Raw genomic sequence first — 19,031 nt, 5'->3', positions numbered from 1 at the left:
CGCGTGAAGGCGCTGGGGCGCGGGGGCCCGGCTCAGTCGTCCCCGCCCTCCAGCTCGCCCTCGGTCTCCAGGAAGACCTGGCGCAGCGCTTCGAGGACGGCCGGGTCGGGCTTCGCCCACATCCCGCGCGACTCGGCCTCCAGGAGGCGTTCGGCGATCCCGTGCAGCGCCCAGGGGTTGGCCTGCTGGAGGAACTCCCGGTTCTCCGGATCGAGTACGTACGTCTGGGTGAGCTTGTCGTACATCCAGTCGGCGACGACCCCGGTCGTGGCGTCGTAGCCGAACAAGTAGTCCACGGTGGCGGCGAGTTCGAAGGCGCCCTTGTAGCCGTGGCGGCGCATCGCCTCGATCCAGCGGGGATTGACCACGCGGGCGCGGAAGACGCGCGAGGTCTCCTCGACCAGGGTGCGGGTGCGGACGGTCTCCGGGCGGGTGGAGTCGCCGATGTAGGCCTCGGGGGCGGTGCCCTTCAGCGCGCGCACGGCCGCCACCATGCCGCCGTGGTACTGGAAGTAGTCGTCCGAGTCCGCGATGTCGTGCTCGCGGGTGTCGGTGTTCTTCGCGGCGACCTCGATGCGCCGGTACGCGGTCTCCATCTCCTCGCGGGCCGGGCGCCCGTCGAGCTCCCGGCCGTAGGCGTAGCCGCCCCACACCGTGTAGACCTCGGCGAGGTCGGCGTCGGTGCGCCAGTCGCGGGAGTCGATGAGCTGGAGGAGACCGGCGCCGTACGTCCCCGGGCGCGAGCCGAAGATCCGGGTGGTGGCCCGGCGTTCGTCGCCGTGCTCGGCGAGGTCGGCCTGCGTGTGGGCGCGTACGAAGTTGTGCTCCGCCGGTTCGTCCAGCGAGGCGGCCAGCCGTACGGCGTCGTCCAGCAGCCCCACCGTGTGCGGGAAGGCGTCCCGGAAGAAGCCGGAGATCCGCAGCGTGACGTCGATGCGCGGGCGACCCAACTCCTCGTGCGGGATGGGCTCCAGGCCGGTCACGCGGCGGGAGGCGTCGTCCCAGACCGGGCGGACGCCCAGGAGCGCGAACGCCTCGGCGATGTCGTCGCCCGCCGTACGCATCGCGCTGGTGCCCCAGAGCGAGAGGCCGACGGAGGAGGGCCAGTCGCCGTTGTCGGTGCGGTAGCGGGTCAGCAGCGACTCGGCGAGCGCCTGGCCGGTCTCCCAGGCGAGCTTGGAGGGCACGGCCTTCGGGTCGACGGAGTAGAAGTTGCGGCCGGTCGGCAGGACGTTGACGAGCCCGCGCAGCGGCGAGCCCGAGGGCCCGGCGGGTACGAAGCCGCCGTTCAACGCGTGCACGGCGTGGTCGAGTTCGTCGGTGGTGGCGGCGAGGCGCGGCACCACCTCGGTGGCCGCGAAGTCCAGGATGTCGGCGACGGCGGACGGGTGTCCTGCCGCGACCCCCGCGACGGCGGCCGGGTCCCAGCCGGCGTCCTCCATCGCCTGGACCAGGGCGCGGGCCTGCTCCTCGACCTCGTCGGCCGCGGTGCGGGTGGCGGCCGACTCGTCCAGGCCGAGCGCCTCGCGCAGGCCGGGGAGCGAGGCGGTGCCGCCCCAGATCTGGCGGGCGCGCAGCACCGCCAGGACGAGGTTGACCCGGTCCTTGCCGGCCGGCGGGTTGCCGAGCACGTGCAGGCCGTCGCGGATCTGGACGTCCTTGATCTCACAGAGCCAGCCGTCGAGATGCATGATGAACTCGTCGAAGCCCTCGTCCTGGGGCCGGTCTTCGAGCCCGAGGTCGTGGTCGAGTTTCGCGGCCTGGATGAGCGTCCAGATCTGGGCGCGGATCGCCGGCAGCTTCGCCGGGTCCATCGCGGCGATCTGCGCGTGCTCGTCGAGGAGTTGCTCCAGCCGGGCGATGTCGCCGTAGCTGTCGGCGCGGGCCATCGGCGGCACCAGGTGGTCCACCAGCGTGGCGTGCGTCCGGCGCTTGGCCTGGGTGCCCTCGCCCGGGTCGTTGACGAGGAACGGGTAGACCAGCGGCAGATCGCCGAGGGCCGCGTCGGGGCCGCAGGCGGCGGAGAGCCCGGCGTTCTTGCCGGGCAGCCACTCCAGGTTGCCGTGCTTGCCGAGGTGGATCATCGCGTCGGCGCCGAAGCCGCCGTCGTCGGCGGAGGCCGCGATCCAGCGGTAGGCGGCGAGGTAGTGGTGCGAGGGCGGCAGATCGGGATCGTGGTAGATCGCGATCGGGTTCTCGCCGAAGCCGCGCGGCGGCTGGATGAGGATCAGCAGATTGCCGCGCCGCAGCGCCGCGAGGACGATGTCGCCCTCCGGGTTCGCCGAACGGTCCACGAACATCTCGCCGGGCGCCGGACCCCAGTGCTCCTCCACCGCCGTACGCAGCTCCGCGGGGAGGGTGGCGTACCAGCGGCGGTAGTCGGCCGCCGGGATACGGACCGGGTTCGCGGCCAACTGCTCGTCGGTCAGCCACTCCCGGTCATGGCCGCCCGCCTCGATCAGCGCGTAGATCAGCTCGTCGCCGTCGCCGGAGACCAGCCCCGGGATGTCCGCCTCGGGCCCGAAGTCGTACCCCTCGGCGCGCAGCCGGCGCAGCAGCGCGACGGCGCTCGCGGGGGTGTCGAGACCGACCGCGTTGCCGATGCGGGAGTGCTTGGTCGGGTACGCGGAGAGCACCAGGGCGATCCGCTTCGCGTTGTTCGGGATGTGCCGCAGGCGCGCGTGCCGGACGGCGATCCCGGCGACCCGGGCGGCGCGCTCGGCGTCGGGGACGTAGGCGGGCAGGCCGTCCGCGTCGATCTCCTTGAACGAGAACGGCACCGTGATCAGGCGCCCGTCGAACTCCGGCACCGCGATCTGGGTGGCCGCGTCCAGGGGCGAGACGCCCTCGTCGTTCTCCTCCCACGCGCTGCGCGAGCTGGTCAGGCAGAGTGCCTGGAGGATCGGTACGTCGAGTCCGGTCAACGCCCCCGCGTCCCACGACTCGTCGTCGCCGCCCGCCGACGCCTCGGCGGGGCGGGTGCCGCCGGCCGCGAGGACGGTGGTCACGATCGCGTCGGCCGCGCGCAGGGCGTCGATCAGGCCGTCCTCGGGGGTACGGAGCGAGGCCACGTAGAGCGGGAGGGCGCGGGCCCCGGCGTCCTCGACGGCAGCACAGAGCGCGTCCACGAACGCGGTGTTGCCGCTCATGTGGTGGGCGCGGTAGTAGAGCACCGCCACGGTGGGCGCGGTGTCGGGGAGTGTGCGGGCGGTCCGTTCCAGCGGACCCCAGGCGGGGGCCGGGGCGGGCGGTTCGAAGCCGTGCCCGGTGAGCAGCACGGTGTCGGAGAGGAAGCGGGCCAGCTGGCCGAGGTTCTCCGGGCCGCCGTGGGCGAGGTAGGCGTGCGCCTCGGCGGCGATGCCGATCGGGACGGTGGAAGCGGCCATCAGCTGTGCGTCGGGAGCCTGTTCACCGGTGAGGACGACGACCGGGAGGCCGGTGGCCCGCACTTGGTCGAGGCCTTCCTCCCAGGCGCGCACCCCGCCGAGGAGGCGCACCACGACGAGGTCGGCGCCGTCGAGCAGCGCCGGAAGGGTGTCGAGCGGGAGGCGGGAGGGGTTGGCGTACCGGTAGCGGACCGGGCCTTCGCAGGCGCGGGCGCTCAGCAGGTCGGTGTCGGAGGTCGACAGGAGCAGGATCATGCCGGGAAAGCCCTTCCCCGGGATGTCCACGCCCCGGGCGGTGTCGGACGGCGGGAGTTCCTGACTCGTCCGGCCGCGTCAGCGGGCCGGACTCACAGTGGCGGGACCGCGCCGGATTCTCACCGGGCTTCCTCCCATGGCGCCGTCTGGCGTCGGCGGACCGAATGGTCCACCGCGAGCATCCTAAGCGGCCCGCGTCCGTCGCGGCAGGGGGCCTCCGATGGTCGGGTCGCGCGGGCCACCGGGCCCTCACGGCGCCCGGACCCACGCGGCGGAGGTCACTTCCGCTCCGCGGGTGACGCCCCGGACCCGGTGGGTATGCTCGCCGCCATGTCCGCAACCGCCGATTCGCCCGGTTCCCCGGCCGCCGTCGCCGCAGCCCGGAACGGCGGTGACGCCTGCCCCGGCACTTTGCGGCTGCACACGGCGGATGACGGTGCGCTGGCTCGCGTGCGGATACCCGGCGGGGTGCTGACCGCCGCCCGGGCCCGCACCCTGCTGGACGCCGCCGACCGGCTCGGCGACGGCGAACTCCACCTCACCTCGCGCGGAAACGTACAACTCCGCGGTCTCGACGTGGGTTGCGGTGGCGAACTCGCCGGGCTACTCCGCGGAGTGGGCATGCTGCCGTCCGACCGGCACGAGCGCGCACGCAATGTCGTCGCCTCCCCGCTCTCCGGTCTCGACACCGTCGGCCACGCCGACATACGGCCCTGGCTCGACGAGTTGGACACCCTGATCTGCTCGGACGAACGCGCCACGGCACTCTCCGGCCGCTTTCTCTTCGCGCTCGACGACGGCCGCGGCGACGTGGACGCCCTGGGCGCCGACCTCACCCTGATCGCGCTCGACGGCGAACGCGCGCTGCTGAGGGTCGGCCCCGGCGATACCGGAACCCTTCTCCCCGTCGCCTTCGCGAACGCCCCGCGCGCCGCGCTGCTCGCCGCCGAGGCCTTCCTCGACCTGGCGGCCGGTCCGGGCGTGTGGCGGATCTCCGGCCTCCCCGAGGACGCCCGTGCCGCACTCCCCGCCGAAGCCGCCCGCCGCGCGGGACTCGTACCACCGCCCGGACCGGCGCCCCGCCCGCTGCTTGGCCCGCCGCCCGGCCCGCCGGAGACTGCGCACCGCCCCATCGGCACGCCGAACGGCACCCCCGTGCCCGGCGCGGTGACCGGTCCCGAGGGCCGGACCGCGTTGCACGTCGGCGTACCGATGGGGCGGCTGACCGGAGTGCGGTGGCGGGCGCTCGTGGAGACCGCCGAACGGCTCGGCTCCGGTGAGCTGCGCTGCACCCCGTGGCGCGGGGTCGTCGTGCCCGGCCTGGCCGCCGGACCCGCCCGACGCGCCCTCGACACGCTCGCCGAAGCCGGTCTGGTGACCGGGCCCGGCTCTCCCTGGGCCGGGGTCGGCGCCTGCATCGGGCGCCCCGGCTGCGCGAAGTCTCTGGCCGACGTGCGGGCCGAGGCGGAGGCCGCGCTGGTGGCACCCGGGATCGGTCCGGCAGCGCTCGGTCCGGCCGGGCGGCTGCCCGTGTACTGGTCCGGGTGCGAGCGCCGCTGCGGCCACCCCCACGGGGAGTGGATCGACGTCGTCGCCACCCCGGCGGGACACCGGATCACCCAGGTACGGGGGGAGTCGCGGGGCGCCCCGACGGCCGTCCCGGACGATCCGGCCGCCCTCGCCGCCGCGGTGGCCGCGGCCCGAAGTCCCCGCACCTGACCACCTGAACACCTGACCGCGTAACCGTCTGAACACCTGAACCGACCACGCCGGGCCCCGGACCGTCCCCGGCCGTCCGGCGAGAACCGGCCGGCCCGACCGAAGAAAGCGACAGCACTGTGCATCAGTACGAGAAGGACGGACCGGCGATCTACCGCCAGTCCTTCGCCACCATCCGCGCGGAGGCGGATCTCGCCGGTCTGCCCGCCGACGTCAGTCAGGTCGCGGTCCGGATGATCCACGCGTGCGGCATGGTCGACCTCGTACGCGACCTCGCCTTCTCGCCGACCGCCGTGGCCGACGCCCGCGCCGCCCTCCGGGCCGGCGCCCCGGTCCTCTGCGACGTGGCCATGGTCGCCAGCGGGGTCACCCGCAAGCGCCTGCCCGCCGCCAACGAGGTCGTCTGCACCCTCTCCGACCCCTCCGTGCCGGAGCTGGCCCGGACGATGGGCACCACCCGGAGCGCCGCCGCCCTGGAGCTGTGGCGGGACCGGCTGGAGGGCTCGGTGGTCGCCATCGGCAACGCGCCCACCGCGCTCTTCCGGCTGCTGGAGATGATCGAGGAGGGCGCCCCGCTCCCCGCCGCCGTGATCGGCGTCCCGGTCGGCTTCATCGGCGCGGCCGAGTCGAAGGAGGCCCTCGCGGCGCACGTCTCGGGGGTCCAGCACCTGGTGGTGCGCGGCCGTCGCGGCGGCAGCGCCCTGGCGGCGGCAGCCGTCAACGCCCTCGCGAGCGAGGAGGAGTGACCGGCACCGTGGCGGCGAACGAGCACGCCGCAAGCGCATCCGCCCTCGGGAACGCCGACGCCGCACCCGGCGGTACGGGCCGGCTCTACGGGGTCGGCCTCGGCCCGGGCGACCCGGAGCTGATGACCGTCCGCGCGGTCCGGGCCATCGCCGAGGCCGATGTGATCGCCTTCCACAGCGCCCGGCACGGCCGCTCGATCGCCCGCTCCATCGCCGCCGCGCACATCCGCCCGGACCACGTCGAGGAACCGCTGGTCTACCCCGTCACCACGGAGACCACCGACCACCCGGGCGGCTACCGGGGCGCGCTGGAGGACTTCTACACCGAGGCGGCGGCCCGGCTCGCCGCGCACCTCGAAGCGGGCCGCACGGTCGCCGTACTCGCCGAGGGCGACCCGCTCTTCTACGGCTCGTACATGCACATGCACAAGCGCCTGGCGGACCGTTACCCGGCGGAGGTCATCCCCGGGGTCACCTCGGTCAGCGCGGCCGCCGCGCGGCTCGGCACCCCCCTCGTCGAGGGCGAGGAGATCCTCACGATCCTGCCCGGCACCCTGCCGGAGGAGGAGCTGACGGCCCGTCTGGCATCGACCGACTCCGCCGTGGTGATGAAGCTCGGCCGGACCTTCCCGGCGGTGCGCCGCGCGTTCGACGCGTCCGGGCGGCTGCCCGAGGCGCGGTACGTCGAGCGCGCCACCATGGCCGGAGAGCGCACCGGCGACCTCGCGGACGTGGAGCCCGGCTCGGTGCCGTACTTCGCGGTCGCCGTGCTGCCCAGCCGGATCGACGCCCCCCGCCCCGCGCCGGTACCCGGCTCCGGCGAGGTCGTGGTGGTCGGCACCGGTCCCGCCGGACCGCTCTGGCTGACGCCCCAGACGCGCGGGGCGCTGGCCGCCGCCGACGCGGTGGTCGGCTACACCACCTATCTGGACCGGGTACCGGTCCGGCCCGGCCAGGCCCGCCACGGCTCGGACAACAAGGTGGAGGCGGAGCGCGCCGAGTTCGCGCTCGACCTCGCCCGGCGCGGTCAGCGGGTGGCCGTCGTCTCGGGCGGCGACCCGGGTGTCTTCGCCATGGCGACGGCGGTCCTGGAGGCCGCCTCCCAGCAGCAGTACGAGTCCGTCCCGGTACGCGTCCTCCCCGGGGTCACCGCGGCGAACGCCGCCGCCGCCCTCGCGGGCGCCCCGCTCGGCCACGACTACGCGACGATCTCCCTCTCCGACCGGCTCAAGCCCTGGGAGGTCATCGCCGGACGGCTGCGCGCCGCGGCCACCGCCGACCTGGTGATCGCGCTCTACAACCCGGGCTCCAAGAGCCGGACCTGGCAGGTCGGCAAGGCCCGCGACCTGCTCCTCGAACACCGCTCCCCGGACACCCCGGTCGTCCTCGGCCGGGACGTCGGCGGCCCCACCCAGAGCGTGCGCACGGTACGCCTCGCCGATCTCGACCCGGCCGAGGTGGACATGCGCACCCTGCTGATCATCGGGTCCTCGCAGACCCGCCGGGTGGAACGCCCCGACGGCACTCACCTCGTCTGGACCCCGCGCCACTACCCGGAGGCGCAGGGGGAGACGGGGTCGTAAGGGGTCGTAAGGGGTCGTAAGGGGTCGTAAGGGCTGTCCCGCGCCGGAGACGAGTCGTCTCAGCCACCCAGGCAGGCGTCCAGCCAGCCCAGGGCCTCGGTCGTGGTCGCGGCCACCGGTACCCCCTCGGGGACCGGTGGCCGCACCACGACCACCACCGGAATCCCGGCCTCCCGGGCGGCGGCCAGCTTCGGCGCGGTGGCCGAGCCCCCGCTGTCCTTGGTGACGAGCACCTCGACACGGTGCCGGCGGATCAGCTCCCGCTCGCCCTCGAAGGTGAACGGCCCCCGGTCGAGCAGCACCTCCATCCGCGCCGGGTGGGGCGCCTCGGGCGCGTCCACCGACCGCACCAGGAACCACAGCTCGTCCAGCCCGGCGAAGGCCGCCAGCCCCATCCGTCCGGTGGTGAGGAACACCCGCTCGCCCAGTGACGGCAGCAGGTCGGCGGCCTCCTCCAGGGAGCCGGCGGGGTGCCAGTCGTCCCCCGGGCCGGCCACCCAGCCGGGTCGGCGGAGCGCCAGCAGGGGAACATGGGCCGAGGCGGCGGCGCGGGCCGCGTGGAAACTGATCGTTCCGGCGAAAGGATGGGTGGCGTCGATGAGCGCATCCACCCGGTGCTCCCGCAGCCACGCGGCGAGCCCCTCCGTACCGCCGAAGCCGCCGACGCGGACCTCGCCCGGCGGCAGTACCGGCCGGGCCACCCGCCCGGCGAGCGACGTCGTGACCAGCGGGGGCCTCCGCCCTCCGGCCGGCACCTCGGTGGCCAGGGCCTCCGCCAGCCGGCGGGCCTCGGTCGTCCCGCCGAGTACGAGGACGTGCTGCGGGGAGACGGGCTCGTCCGGCATGTCGGGCAGTGGTATCGGCACCATCGAGGGGACCTTCCATGAGCAGTGAGGCGAAGGGCGGGCGCGAGGCCCAACTCAAACACACCGGTCTGCGCCCCGGTTGGACCACCGGTGCCTGTGCGACGGCGGCGACCACCGCCGCGTACACCGCCCTGCTGACGGGGGAGTTCCCCGACCCGGTGACCATCACGCTGCCGAAGGGCCAGACACCCGCTTTCGCGCTCGCCGTCGAATCGCTTCAGGACGGCACCGCGACCGCCGGGGTGGTCAAGGATGCGGGCGACGACCCGGACGTGACCCATGGAGCGCTGGTCAGGGCGACGGTACGGGAGCTGCCGCCGGGTTCGGGAGTGGTGTTCCGGGCGGGTCCGGGCGTCGGCACGGTGACCCTGCCCGGACTGCCGCTGAACGTCGGCGAACCGGCCATCAACCCGGTGCCCCGGCAGCTGATGCGCGAGCACGTGGCCCGGGTCGCGGCGGAGCACGGCGGCACGGGTGACGTGGAGATCACCCTCTCCGTGGACGACGGCGAGGAGATCGCACGTTTCACGTGGAACGGTCGCCTCGGCATCCTGGGCGGGCTCTCCATCCTCGGCACCACCGGGGTCGTCGTGCCCTACTCCTGCTCGGCCTGGATCGACTCGATCCGGCGCGGGGTCGACGTGGCGCTGGCCGCCGGGCAGACCCATGTGGCCGGGTGCACCGGCTCGACCTCGGAGAAGACGGTCGTCGCGGAGTACGGCCTGCCGGAGATCGCCCTGCTGGACATGGGCGACTTCGCGGGGGCGGTGCTCAAGTACGTACGCCGTCATCCGGTGCCCCGGCTCACCGTCTGCGGCGGGTTCGCCAAGCTGTCCAAGCTCGCCGCCGGACACCTGGACCTGCACTCGGCGCGCTCCCAGGTGGACAAGGGGTTCCTCGCCGGGCTGGCCCGGGAGGGCGGGGCGGACGAGGAGCTGGCCGGGGCGGTGGCGACCGCCAACACGGGTCTCGCCGCACTGCAGTTGTGCGCGGCGGCCGGAGTCCCGCTGGGCGACCTGGTGGCGGTGGCCGCCCGGGACCAGGCCCTGGAGGTGCTGCGCGGAGCGCCGGTGGCGGTGGACGTGATCTGCGTCGACCGGGCCGGGACGGTGGTCGGGCGCAGCGCGGTCCGCTGAGCCCGACCACCGGCCCGGCCCGGGCCGTGCAGGTCCGTGCTCAGCAGGTGTGGCGGTCGCGCTCCGGCGAGTAGAGGTGGCTGTCGCGGAACTGCTCCGCCCCCAGGGTCCGCCCCACCATGATGACGGCCGTACGGGTCACTCCGGCCTCCTCCACCTGTCCGGCGATGGTCGCCAGGGTGCCGCGCAGGACGATCTCGTCCGGCCGGGAGGCCATGGCCACCACGGCGGCCGGGCAGTCGGCCCCGTAGTGCGGCAGCAGTTCCTCCACCACCCGGTCCGCGTACCGCGCGGCCAGGTGGAGCACGAGCAGGGCGCCGCTGCGGCCGAGCGTGGCCAGGTCCTCGCCCTCCGGCATGGCGGTGGCCCGCTGGGCGATCCGGGTCAGGATGACCGTCTGACCGACCGTCGGCACGGTCAGCTCCCGCTTGAGCGCCGCCGCGGCGGCGGCGAACGCGGGTACCCCGGGCACCACTTCGTACGGCACTCCGGCGTCGTCGAGCCGCTTCATCTGCTCGTTGACCGCGCTGAAGACGGACGGGTCGCCGGAGTGCAGCCGGGCGACGTCGTGGCCCTCGGCGTGGGCGCGGACCAGCTCGGCGGTGATCTGCTCGATGTCCAGGCCCTGGGTGTCGATCAGCCTGGCGTCCGGCGGGCAGTCGGCGAGCAGTTCGCGCGGCACCAGGCTGCCCGCGTAGAGGCAGACCGGGCTGGCGGCGAGGAGGCGGGCGCCGCGCACCGTGATCAGGTCGGCCGCGCCGGGTCCTGCGCCGATGAAGTACACGGTCATGGGGTCTCTCCCGGGAGGTTGCGGGGCTTGCGGACGGACCACTGGGTGACGGGCATCGCCTGGCGCCAGCCGGTGAAGCCGCCGACCGGGACGGCATGGGCCACCGCGAGCCGGACCAGTTCGCCGCCGTGGCGCCGGTAGCGGTCGGCGAGGAGCGCCTCCGACTCCAGCGTGACGGTGTTGGCGACCAGCCGTCCCCCGGCGGGCAGCGCCTCCCAGCAGGCGTCGAGCAGCCCGGGGGCGGTGAGGCCGCCGCCGACGAAAACGGCGTCCGGGACCGGCAGTCCGGCGAGCGCCTGCGGGGCGCGGCCGGAGACCACCCGCAGTCCGGGCACGCCGAGCCGGTCGGCGTTGCGGCCGATCCGGGCGGCACGCGCCTCGTCGCGTTCGACGGTGACGGCGCGGCAGGACGGATGGGCGCGCATCCACTCGACGGCGATCGAGCCGGAGCCGCCGCCGATGTCCCAGAGCAGCTCTCCGGGCGCGGGCGCGAGTGCGGCGAGGGTGGCGGCGCGGACGTGGCGCTTGGTGAGCTGCCCGTCGTGTTCGTACGCGGTGTCGGGCAGCCCGGGGACGAGGCCCAGGCGGAGCGCGTCCGGGGTGGCCCGGCACTCCACGGCGACGAGGTTCAGCGGGTCGCCCGCCGGGTGGGTCCACTCTTCGGCGGTGCCCTCGTGGCGGGCCTCTCCGGCCGAGCCGAGCTGTTCGAGGACGGTGAGCCGGCTCGGGCCGAAGCCGTGCCCGGTGAGCAGGGCGGCCACCGTCGCGGGGGTGGTGGCGTCGGCGCTCAGCACCAGCAGCCGGCGCCCGTCGTGCAGGGCGGCGACCAGCCGGGCGGCGGGGCGGCCCACCAGGGTGATGGTTTCGGTCTCCTCGGCGGGCCAGCCGAGCCGGGCGCAGGCGTACGCCACCGAGGACGGATGCGGCAGCACGCGCAGTGCCCCGGCGCCCAGCTCCTCGGTGAGCGCGCGGCCGATCCCGTAGAACATCGGGTCACCGCTGGCCAGCACCGCGATCCTGCTGCCCCGGTGGTCGGCGAGCAGACCCGCGACGGCGGGGCGCAGCGGCGAGGGCCACGCCACCCGCAGGCCCGCGCACACCGCGGGCAGCAGTCCGAGCTGGCGTCCGCCGCCGATCAGCACCTCGGCCTCCAGCAACGCGGTGCGCGCCGGTTCCGCCAGGCCCGCCCAGCCGTCCGCACCGATGCCCACGACGGTCACGGGGGCCGAGGGGACCGGCAGGGGGCCGGCCGGCGGGAGTGCGGGTGATGCGGGCGGGACGGTGGGCACGGCCGGACCTCGGTGTTCGGGGCGTTCGGGCGGTCGGGTTCTCGGACACCCGGGATTTCGGGCGGTCGGGTGTTCGGGTTCGCGGGTGGTCGGGTTCTCGGGTGTTCGGGTTCGCGGGTGGTCGGGTTCTCGGGTGGGGGGAGACGCTGCCGCACTCTACTGTCCGGCGCCCGGGCGACGACCGGCCGGGCCCGCCGGGCCCGCTCGCGCACCCGTCCCGTCCGGTGTCCGATGGAAGGAGGCGCACCCCGGCCGCCAGGTGGCTCCGGCAGCGGGCTCCGGCCCCCCGAGGAGACGGGCCGCCCGGCAGGGGACGACAACGACGACGGTGGAGGTGCAGGCGTATGAGGTTCCTGGTGATGGTGCAGGGTTCGCAGGCCGACTACGACGCGATGTCCGGCAGGGGGTCCGCCGAGGGCGGCCCGACGTGGGGCGAACAGGACCGGAAGGCGATGTTCGCGCACATGGACACGCTCAACAAGGAGTTGGAGGCCTCCGGCGAGATGCTTTACTGCGACGGCCTCACCGCCCCGGACGAGACCCGCTTCGTCACGGCGAGCGCGGACGGCGGGCCCCCGCTCGTCGCCGACGCCCCGTACGACCGGGACCAGGTGCTGATCGCCGGGTACTGGGTGCTGGACTGCGCCGGGCTGGAGCGGGCCACCGAGATCGCCGCCCGGGTCGTCGCCTGTCCGCAGCCCGAGGGCGCCCCGTACCGGCCGGTGGCGATCCGCCCGATCGGTGAGGCCCCGCAGGAGGATCTCGCACCCGCCTGATCCTCGGGGGCCGGCGTACGCGCACGGCCCCCATCGGCAGCAGCAGAAGTCGCCGAAGCCCGCGCCCCCCGCCACCATCGGCTCCATGACCACGAGCAGGAAGAGCGACGGGGAGCCCGTGGCGAACGGCGCCCCCACCCTTCGGATCGCGCAGCAGCCGGAGGCCGACGAGCTGCTCGCCCGCAGCCCGCTGGCCGCACTGGTCGGCATGCTGCTGGACCAGCAGATCCCCATGGAGTGGGCCTTCACCGGTCCGCACGCGCTGGCCCAGCGCATGGGAGCGGACGACCTGGACGCCCGGGAGATCGCCGCGTACTCTCCCGAGGCGTTCACGGCGCTCTTCACCGACAAGCCGGCCCTGCACCGCTACCCCGGCTCCATGGCGAAGCGGGTGCAGCAGCTCTGCCAGTACCTCGTGGCCGAGTACGACGGCGACGCGAGCGCGGTGTGGGCCGACGCCGCCACCGGCGCGGCGCTGTTGGCCCGGCTGAACGCGCTGCCCGGCTTCGGCACCCAGAAGGCGCAGATCTTCCTGGCGCTGCTGGGCAAACAGTTCGGCGTCCGGCCAACCGGCTGGCGGGAGGCCGCGGGGGCCTACGGCGAGCAGGGCGCACACCGATCGGTCGCCGACATCACCGGGCCGGAGTCGCTCGCCGAGGTCCGCGCGTCCAAGCAGCGGGCGAAGGCGGAGGCGAAGGCCTCCGCCGCCGCGAAGAAGGCCGCGCCGGCCGCCGGTGAGACCGCACCGGCCGCCGACCGGGCCGCACCGGCCAAGAAGTCCGCGTCCTCCCGGAGTACCCGGTGAGCGCCCCCGCGCGGACCCGCCCGTACCGCCGCCCGTCCCCCCGGCGCGCGCTCCCGCTCGTCGCCTCGGCCGTCCTGCTCCTCCCGCTGCTGCTGGGCGCGGCGGTCCCGCCACCCGCGGCGGGGCCGGACCCGGCGCGGGAGGCCACCCGGCTCTCCCGGGAACTCGTCGCCGCCTCCTCCGCCACCGGCGCCCGCCGGCACCTGCGCCGCTTCCAGGAGGCGGCCGACGCTGCGGGCGGGAACCGGGCCGCCGGATCGGCGGGCCACGACGCCTCGGCCGCGTACGTCCTCCAGCAGCTCCGCCGGGCCGGCTACGACGCCCGGTACGAGCCCTTCCCCTTCACCTGGACGGAGACGCTCGCCGCGAAGCTGGCGGTGGTGACGCCGGAGCCCCGGGACGCGGTGGTGGAGGCGATGACGTACACCGCGTCGACCGAGGAGGGCGGGCTCACGGCGGAGCTGGTCCGGGTGCCGGTGGACGACACCACCGGCTGCGAGGCGGCCGACTACGCCAGGACCGAGGTCACCGGGCGCATCGCGCTCATCCTGCGGGGTGGCTGCTCCTTCCAGCAGAAGCAGGCCGCCGCGGCCGGGGCGGGCGCGGCCGGGGCGTTGATCTCCAACAACCTGGACGGCAAACTCACCGGCACCCTCGGCGACCCCACCGCCGTCCGCATCCCGACCGGCGGCATCACCCGCGCCGAGGGTGACACGCTCGCCGCCGCACTCGACGGTGGAGAGGTGACCGTCACCCTCGAACTCCGTGAGCGCCAGGAGAAGCGCACCACCCGCAACGTCGTCGCCCAGACCCCGGACGGCGACCCCGCGCACACCGTGATGCTCGGCGCCCACCTGGACTCCGTCTCCGAGGGACCGGGCATCAACGACAACGGCTCCGGCTCCGCCGGGCTCCTCGAAGTCGCCCTCCAGCTCGCGGCGACGCACCGCACCCCGGCGAACGCCGTCCGGTTCGCCTGGTGGTCGGCCGAGGAGAACGGGCTCGTCGGCTCGGACGCGTACGTCGCCGGACTGACCGACGCCCAGCGCCAACAGACCGCCCTCTACCTCAACTTCGACATGATCGCCTCCCCCAACGGCGTCGAGTTCGTCTTCGACGGCGATGACTCCGAGGCCTCCGGTTCAGGACCCGGTCCGGCGGGCTCGGCCCAACTGGAGCGTGGAATCACGGAGTTCCTGAACCGCCGGAAGACCCCGTACGAGAGTTCCGACTTCACCGGACGCTCCGACTACGGCCCGTTCATCGAAGCCGGCATCCCGGCGGGCGGCACGGACACCGGAGCCGAGGGGATCAAGTCGGCAGCGCAGGCCGGGAAGTTCGGCGGGACCGGGGGGACCGCGTACGACCCGTGCTACCACGCCGCCTGCGACACCCTCGACAACATCGACCCGACAGCCTTCGAGACCAACATCGACGTGATCGCGGACGCGGTCGGCACCTACTCCCAGGACCTGCGCCCGCTCACCGGCCCGGCCCCCGCGGCGGCCGGCACGGACCGCCGCGGGAGCGGACGTCTACGCACCGGCCACGGTCGTGACACAGCGTGAGGAATGGCCGCCGGCCCCCGGCAGCCTCCGCAGGCCCGGCTGCCTACCGCACGGAGCCCCCGCGTCCACCCGTGCGAGCAGAGGGGCGCGCGCCGCACTTCCGCGCCCCCGCCTGCGCCGGTGGCCGCGGACCACTCCCGTTCACCCCGACACCACCACCGGTCGGCCGACGGGTGTCCACCGCTCCGAAAACAGGTCGAACTCCCCCTCGATTGCCGGGGATCGACCTGATCCGGACGTGATGTCCGTCCCTCCGCTCGCGTTCGCCGGCGGGACCGGCCTTCCCTTTTCAGGGGGTTCACTCACTTTCGACCGGCATCATGACCCCCTTCCCCGGCTGCGCACGGTGGTTGTTCCCCGGTAGGCTTTCCGTGTGATCTTCAAGCGCATCGGAAATGGGCGGCCATACCCCGACCACGGCAGGGAAAGCACCCGCCAGTGGGCCGACGTCGCGCCGCGCCCGGTTCGCCTCGACCAGCTCGTGACCACGAAGGGCGAGCTGGACCTCGAAACGCTCCTCGCCGAGGACTCCACCTTCTACGGCGACCTCTTCGCGCACGTCGTGAAGTGGCAGGGCGACCTCTACCTGGAGGACGGGCTGCACCGAGCCGTCCGCGCCGCGCTCCAGCAGCGCCAGGTGCTCCACGCCCGCGTGCTCGAACTCGGCTGACGGCACCTCCGCGCGGTTCCGCCCGTCCGCCCCTTCTACCACCACCGCGGCCGGGACTCCGAGTTGTCGGGCCTTTCGGGTGCTTTCAGGCGCATGCGGGTGCCATCGGTTGATCATTTAGTACGCATCATCGGCGGCCCGCACTACGCTGCGCACATGAGCATGCTCACTCCCCCCGGCATGGGCGGAAAGTACCGCATCACGGGCAACGCCTATCCGCGGATGCGCCGTCCCCGTCACCGCCGCAGGCTCGCCCTCGCCGCCGTCGCCGCCCTCGTGGCACTCGGGCTGGCCGGCTGGGGCACGCTGCAGCTCATCGACGTCTACTCGGGCGGCGACACGAAGGCGGTGGCGGCCGACCACAAGCGGGAGTGCGCGAACGTCCCGAAGCAGGTGGCGGCCGTGCAGGCACTCCCCGCGCCGGCCCGGATCACCGTCAACGTCTACAACGCGACCCCGCGCCGCGGTCTGGCCAAGAGCGCCGCCGACGAGCTGAAGAAGCGCGGCTTCAAGATCGGCGAGGTGGGCAACGCCCCCGCCGCGTACGACAAGAAGGTCCCCGGCACCGGCCTGCTGCTCGGTCCGCCGACCGCCGCCGACAGCGCGTTCCCGGTCCTCGAAACCCAGCTGCCGGGCACCGCCCGGAAGACCGAGGCCCGCAAGAACGCCGAGGTGGATCTGATCCTGGGCACGCGGTTCACGGCGTTCAGCACCCCGCAGGCCGCGGCCGCCGCGCTGTCGGCGCTGACCAGGCCGGCGCCCGCCCCCGCCTCCTGCTGAACCCCGAGGCAGCGGCTCCGCACCCGCGCGGACACGACGACGGCCGGTCACCCCACCTGTGACCGGCCGTCGCGCGTCTGTCGGTGGCGGATCAGTCGGCGGTGCCGTACATCCGGTCGCCCGCGTCGCCCAGGCCCGGCACGATGTAGCCGTTCTCGTTGAGCCGCTCGTCGATCGAGGCGGTGACGACCGTGACGGGGGCGTCCGCCAGCTCGCGCTCCATGATCTCGACGCCCTCCGGCGCCGCGAGCAGCACGACGGCGGTGACGTCGTCGGCACCCCGCTTGATGAGCTCGCGGATCGCGGCGACGAGCGTGCCGCCGGTCGCCAGCATCGGGTCGAGGACGTAGACCTGACGGCCGGAGAGGTCCTCCGGCATCCGGGTCGCGTACGTCTCCGCCTGGAGGGTCTCCTCGTTGCGGATCATGCCGAGGAAACCGACCTCCGCGGTCGGCAGCAGCCGCACCATGCCGTCCAGCATGCCGAGACCGGCGCGGAGGATCGGTACGACGAGGGGCCGGGGGTACGACAGCTTCACGCCCGCCGTCGGCGAGACCGGGGTCTCGATGTCGACCAGCTCGGTACGCACGTCCCGCGTCGCCTCGTAGGCGAGCAGGGTGACCAGCTCGTCGGCGAGCCGACGGAAGGTCGGGGAGTCGGTGCGCTTGTCGCGCAGGGTGGTGAGTTTGTGCGCCACCAGGGGGTGGTCGACGACGTGGATCCGCATGGCGTCCACACTAACGGCCTCCCGCGCGCCACGAGCTTCCTCCCCGGCGGTGACGGGGCCCGCCCACCTCTCCCCGTACGCCCGCGCTGGCATCATCCACTCGTTCGGGGGGAAGGTGAGGCGTACGGACCAGCCTTGGGGTGGTGTGCGGATGACCGACCGGGAGCGGAAGCGGGACGAACCCGCGACGCGGGAGCGACTCGAATCACGCGACGTGCGCGAGGAGGGCGACGCGCCGACGAGTACGGAGCACACGCAGGAGAGTGACGCCGCCCGCCGCCGTCGCCGGGCGCAGTTCCTCCGCGAGCTGCACGAGGCGAAGCAGCTGCGGGACCGCGTCCAGCCCCGTCGGGCCCGCGCGGCCCGTATGCGGCAACAGATGCGGATGCGTACCTTCCGCTGGTGACGGGGGCTCCGACGGGAGCGCTCGCCCCTGGCCGAGTGCTCCGGAGCGGCTTCCGCCGACCGGGCCCTTGCGGAACTGATGGCCGACGCAACGTCCGAAGAGGTCTCGCTCGGCCGATGTTTCTGCCACGATGCCGATTGGGCGGGGCTCAGCGCAGTCGGACAATCGTCTGCCCTCCCGTCGGACCGATTCACCTCTGACCAGTGGGAGTGTCACGGTGTACTTGGCCGCACTGCTCGCGCGCACCGAAGACGGGTGGGAAGCGAGCGATACGGAGCTCGACAATGTGGAGGCCCTGTCCGACCTGACGGACCTGGCCCGGGACGCCTCGGTGGACGAGGACACGGTCCTCGTCTACATCGAGCAGGAGGACGCGTGGTTCGGCGTCGTCCGCGTGGACGGGGAGGAGGACCCCCGCATCTACGTCTCGGACGCCTCCGCCGCCGCCAGGTCCTCGTACGGGGAGATCCTGCTCACCGACGAACTGCTCGGCCGCGAACCGGGGGCCGAGGACGAAATCGCCGCTCTGGAGGAACTCGTCGGCCTCGAAGGCGATGAGGACCACGATCCGGAGCTCGGCCACGGGGACGAGGACGGCGCGGCCGTCCCGCCCACCGGGGCCGCCGACCCGGACCACGACCCCGATGCCGTGCCGGCGGGACCGATCGGGGACACCTCGATCCTCGCCGACCTCGGTCTCTCCGAGCGGGCGCTGCTGACCCTGCGGACCGATGCGCTGGCGGAGATCGTCGACGCGCTCGGAGCGGACGAAGTGCTGGAGAGCGTCCGCTAAGGTCCGCGGGTGACCGCGCGCCCCCCCGAAGAACCCCCGCCCCCCTTTCCCCCCACCCCCCTTCTCGCGTCCTTCGCCACCGATCCCGTACGGGACCCGTGGCGGGCCCCGATGCGCCATGCCCTGGACGAGGCGGCGCAGGCGGCGCTTGCCGGTGATGTTCCGGTCGGTGCCGTCGTCCTGGGACCGGACGGATCGACGATCGCCACCGGCCACAACGAGCGTGAGGCGACCGGTGATCCGACCGCGCACGCCGAGATCCTCGCCGTCCGTGGAGCCGCCGCCGCCCTCGGGCAGTGGCGGCTCACCGGTTGCACACTCGTGGTCACCCTGGAGCCCTGCACGATGTGCGCGGGCGCGCTGGTGCAGTCGCGCGTGGACCGTGTCGTCTACGGCGCGCGCGACGAGAAGGCCGGGGCAGCCGGCTCGCTCTGGGACGTGGTGCGCGACCGGCGGCTCAACCACCGGCCCGAGGTGATCCACGGCGTCCTGGAGGAAGAGTGCTCCAGGCAGCTCACGGCGTTCTTCCGCGCGCTGTAGGGAACTGATTTCTGCTCCCGGCCCGTGATGGTCTAAGCTCTCTCTCGGTAGCGTGTCCGAGCGGCCGAAGGAGCTCGCCTCGAAAGCGAGTGTGGGGAAACTCACCGAGGGTTCAAATCCCTCCGCTACCGCTCTTACGAAGGGCCCGACGCATCGCGTCGGGCCCTTCGAGCGTTTCCGGTGCGTGCGCGCGGAC

17 protein-coding genes, 1 tRNA gene and 1 riboswitch are annotated in these 19,031 nt (G+C 74.1%); of the genes, 13 read left to right on the top strand and 5 right to left on the bottom strand.

Translation table 11 applies throughout. From position 1 onward, the window contains the following. Positions 1-32: 32 nt before the first annotated feature. Positions 33-3,641 carry a cobaltochelatase subunit CobN gene (gene cobN, locus ACFYPN_RS20140; protein WP_389299882.1) on the bottom strand — a complete coding sequence of 1,203 codons (3,609 nt, stop codon included), beginning with the start codon at positions 3,639-3,641 and terminating at the stop codon, positions 33-35. 54 nt (positions 3,642-3,695) lie between these two features. Next, a riboswitch (cobalamin riboswitch) is annotated at positions 3,696-3,775 on the bottom strand. Between the two features lie 184 nt (positions 3,776-3,959). Between cobN and ACFYPN_RS20135 the strand changes: the two genes are divergently transcribed. From ACFYPN_RS20135 to cobJ, 3 genes are all read left to right on the top strand, one after another. Then, positions 3,960-5,360 (top strand): cobalamin biosynthesis protein CobG, encoded by a 1,401-nt coding sequence (locus ACFYPN_RS20135; RefSeq protein WP_358761746.1) that lies wholly within the window; start codon positions 3,960-3,962, stop codon positions 5,358-5,360. A 119-nt stretch (positions 5,361-5,479) separates the two neighbouring features. Continuing rightward, the gene (locus tag ACFYPN_RS20130) at positions 5,480-6,106 is read left to right on the top strand and encodes a precorrin-8X methylmutase (RefSeq protein WP_358761744.1); all 627 of its coding nucleotides are present in this window, start codon (positions 5,480-5,482) and stop codon (positions 6,104-6,106) included. Between the two features lie 119 nt (positions 6,107-6,225). Then, entirely contained in the window at positions 6,226-7,689 is a 1,464-nt protein-coding gene (cobJ, locus tag ACFYPN_RS20125) for a precorrin-3B C(17)-methyltransferase (protein WP_389299880.1), read from the top strand. A gap of 59 nt (positions 7,690-7,748) precedes the next feature. Here cobJ and ACFYPN_RS20120 read toward each other — a convergent pair whose 3' ends face one another. Next, on the bottom strand, positions 7,749-8,558 hold the full coding sequence (locus tag ACFYPN_RS20120; RefSeq protein WP_389299766.1) for a cobalt-precorrin-6A reductase: 810 nt from the start codon (positions 8,556-8,558) through the stop codon (positions 7,749-7,751). Positions 8,559-8,572: 14 nt separating this feature from the next. On the opposite strand from ACFYPN_RS20120, the gene ACFYPN_RS20115 reads away from it, so the two are divergent. After that, positions 8,573-9,691, top strand: a complete 1,119-nt coding sequence (locus ACFYPN_RS20115; protein ID WP_358761740.1) for a cobalt-precorrin-5B (C(1))-methyltransferase — start codon at positions 8,573-8,575, stop codon at positions 9,689-9,691. 40 nt (positions 9,692-9,731) lie between these two features. Here the strand turns inward: ACFYPN_RS20115 and cobM are convergent, their stop codons facing one another. Further along, positions 9,732-10,481, bottom strand: a complete 750-nt coding sequence (cobM, locus tag ACFYPN_RS20110) for a precorrin-4 C(11)-methyltransferase (protein WP_358761738.1) — start codon at positions 10,479-10,481, stop codon at positions 9,732-9,734. Then, positions 10,478-11,701: a precorrin-6y C5,15-methyltransferase (decarboxylating) subunit CbiE gene (gene cbiE, locus ACFYPN_RS20105; RefSeq protein WP_358761736.1), complete on the bottom strand. Its 1,224-nt coding sequence runs from the start codon at positions 11,699-11,701 to the stop codon at positions 10,478-10,480. Before cbiE ends, cobM begins: the two co-directional genes overlap by 4 nt. Positions 11,702-12,114: 413 nt before the next feature. On the opposite strand from cbiE, the gene ACFYPN_RS20100 reads away from it, so the two are divergent. The 5 genes from ACFYPN_RS20100 (at position 12,115) to ACFYPN_RS20080 (ending at position 16,369) form a co-directional block, all read left to right on the top strand. Beyond that, complete coding sequence (locus tag ACFYPN_RS20100; protein WP_389299761.1) at positions 12,115-12,546, top strand: YciI family protein; 432 nt, start codon at positions 12,115-12,117, stop codon at positions 12,544-12,546. An 85-nt stretch (positions 12,547-12,631) separates the two neighbouring features. Next, positions 12,632-13,351, top strand: a complete 720-nt coding sequence (locus ACFYPN_RS20095; RefSeq protein ID WP_389299759.1) for an HhH-GPD-type base excision DNA repair protein — start codon at positions 12,632-12,634, stop codon at positions 13,349-13,351. Next, the gene (locus ACFYPN_RS20090) at positions 13,348-14,919 is read left to right on the top strand and encodes a M28 family metallopeptidase (protein WP_389299757.1); all 1,572 of its coding nucleotides are present in this window, start codon (positions 13,348-13,350) and stop codon (positions 14,917-14,919) included. The genes ACFYPN_RS20095 and ACFYPN_RS20090 overlap by 4 nt, the downstream gene beginning before the upstream one ends. 373 nt (positions 14,920-15,292) lie before the next feature. Beyond that, positions 15,293-15,589: a type II toxin-antitoxin system VapB family antitoxin gene (locus ACFYPN_RS20085; RefSeq protein ID WP_266706381.1), complete on the top strand. Its 297-nt coding sequence runs from the start codon at positions 15,293-15,295 to the stop codon at positions 15,587-15,589. 180 nt (positions 15,590-15,769) lie between these two features. Beyond that, complete coding sequence (locus ACFYPN_RS20080) at positions 15,770-16,369, top strand: LytR C-terminal domain-containing protein (protein ID WP_358761815.1); 600 nt, start codon at positions 15,770-15,772, stop codon at positions 16,367-16,369. A 91-nt stretch (positions 16,370-16,460) separates the two neighbouring features. Here ACFYPN_RS20080 and upp read toward each other — a convergent pair whose 3' ends face one another. Next, a complete protein-coding gene (gene upp / locus ACFYPN_RS20075) occupies positions 16,461-17,096 on the bottom strand; it encodes a uracil phosphoribosyltransferase (RefSeq protein ID WP_275493336.1) in 636 nt (211 codons plus the stop codon). A gap of 151 nt (positions 17,097-17,247) precedes the next feature. Between upp and ACFYPN_RS20070 the strand changes: the two genes are divergently transcribed. From ACFYPN_RS20070 to ACFYPN_RS20055, 4 genes are all read left to right on the top strand, one after another. Then, positions 17,248-17,502, top strand: a complete 255-nt coding sequence (locus ACFYPN_RS20070; RefSeq protein ID WP_389299753.1) for a hypothetical protein — start codon at positions 17,248-17,250, stop codon at positions 17,500-17,502. A 217-nt stretch (positions 17,503-17,719) separates the two neighbouring features. Further along, entirely contained in the window at positions 17,720-18,295 is a 576-nt protein-coding gene (locus ACFYPN_RS20065) for a hypothetical protein (RefSeq protein ID WP_358761726.1), read from the top strand. Between the two features lie 111 nt (positions 18,296-18,406). Next, the gene (gene tadA / locus ACFYPN_RS20060; RefSeq protein WP_358761813.1) at positions 18,407-18,835 is read left to right on the top strand and encodes a tRNA adenosine(34) deaminase TadA; all 429 of its coding nucleotides are present in this window, start codon (positions 18,407-18,409) and stop codon (positions 18,833-18,835) included. Between the two features lie 46 nt (positions 18,836-18,881). After that, positions 18,882-18,966 (top strand) — tRNA-Ser (locus tag ACFYPN_RS20055). Positions 18,967-19,031 lie beyond the last annotated feature (65 nt).

The sequence above is a fragment of the Streptomyces sp. NPDC005576 genome (genome assembly GCF_042871745.1).
Lineage (GTDB): Bacteria > Actinomycetota > Actinomycetes > Streptomycetales > Streptomycetaceae > Streptomyces.
The sequence above is the reverse complement of the archived record's forward strand: the minus strand, read 5'-3'. Positions and strand labels throughout refer to the sequence as shown.

Bases quoted from the DNA above. Each gene is read 5' to 3' on its own strand.
- ACFYPN_RS20135 (WP_358761746.1), top strand. From the start codon at position 3,960: ATGCTCGCCGCCATGTCCGCAACCGCCGATTCGCCCGGTTCCCCGGCC.
- tadA (WP_358761813.1), top strand. From the start codon at position 18,407: ATGCGCCATGCCCTGGACGAGGCGGCGCAGGCGGCGCTTGCCGGTGAT.
- ACFYPN_RS20080 (WP_358761815.1), top strand. From the start codon at position 15,770: ATGGGCGGAAAGTACCGCATCACGGGCAACGCCTATCCGCGGATGCGC.
- ACFYPN_RS20120 (WP_389299766.1), bottom strand. From the start codon at position 8,558: ATGGTGCCGATACCACTGCCCGACATGCCGGACGAGCCCGTCTCCCCG.
- ACFYPN_RS20070 (WP_389299753.1), top strand. From the start codon at position 17,248: ATGACCGACCGGGAGCGGAAGCGGGACGAACCCGCGACGCGGGAGCGA.
- upp (WP_275493336.1), bottom strand. From the start codon at position 17,096: ATGCGGATCCACGTCGTCGACCACCCCCTGGTGGCGCACAAACTCACC.
- ACFYPN_RS20100 (WP_389299761.1), top strand. From the start codon at position 12,115: ATGAGGTTCCTGGTGATGGTGCAGGGTTCGCAGGCCGACTACGACGCG.
- cobM (WP_358761738.1), bottom strand. From the start codon at position 10,481: ATGACCGTGTACTTCATCGGCGCAGGACCCGGCGCGGCCGACCTGATC.
- cobN (WP_389299882.1), bottom strand. From the start codon at position 3,641: ATGATCCTGCTCCTGTCGACCTCCGACACCGACCTGCTGAGCGCCCGC.
- ACFYPN_RS20115 (WP_358761740.1), top strand. From the start codon at position 8,573: ATGAGCAGTGAGGCGAAGGGCGGGCGCGAGGCCCAACTCAAACACACC.
- ACFYPN_RS20095 (WP_389299759.1), top strand. From the start codon at position 12,632: ATGACCACGAGCAGGAAGAGCGACGGGGAGCCCGTGGCGAACGGCGCC.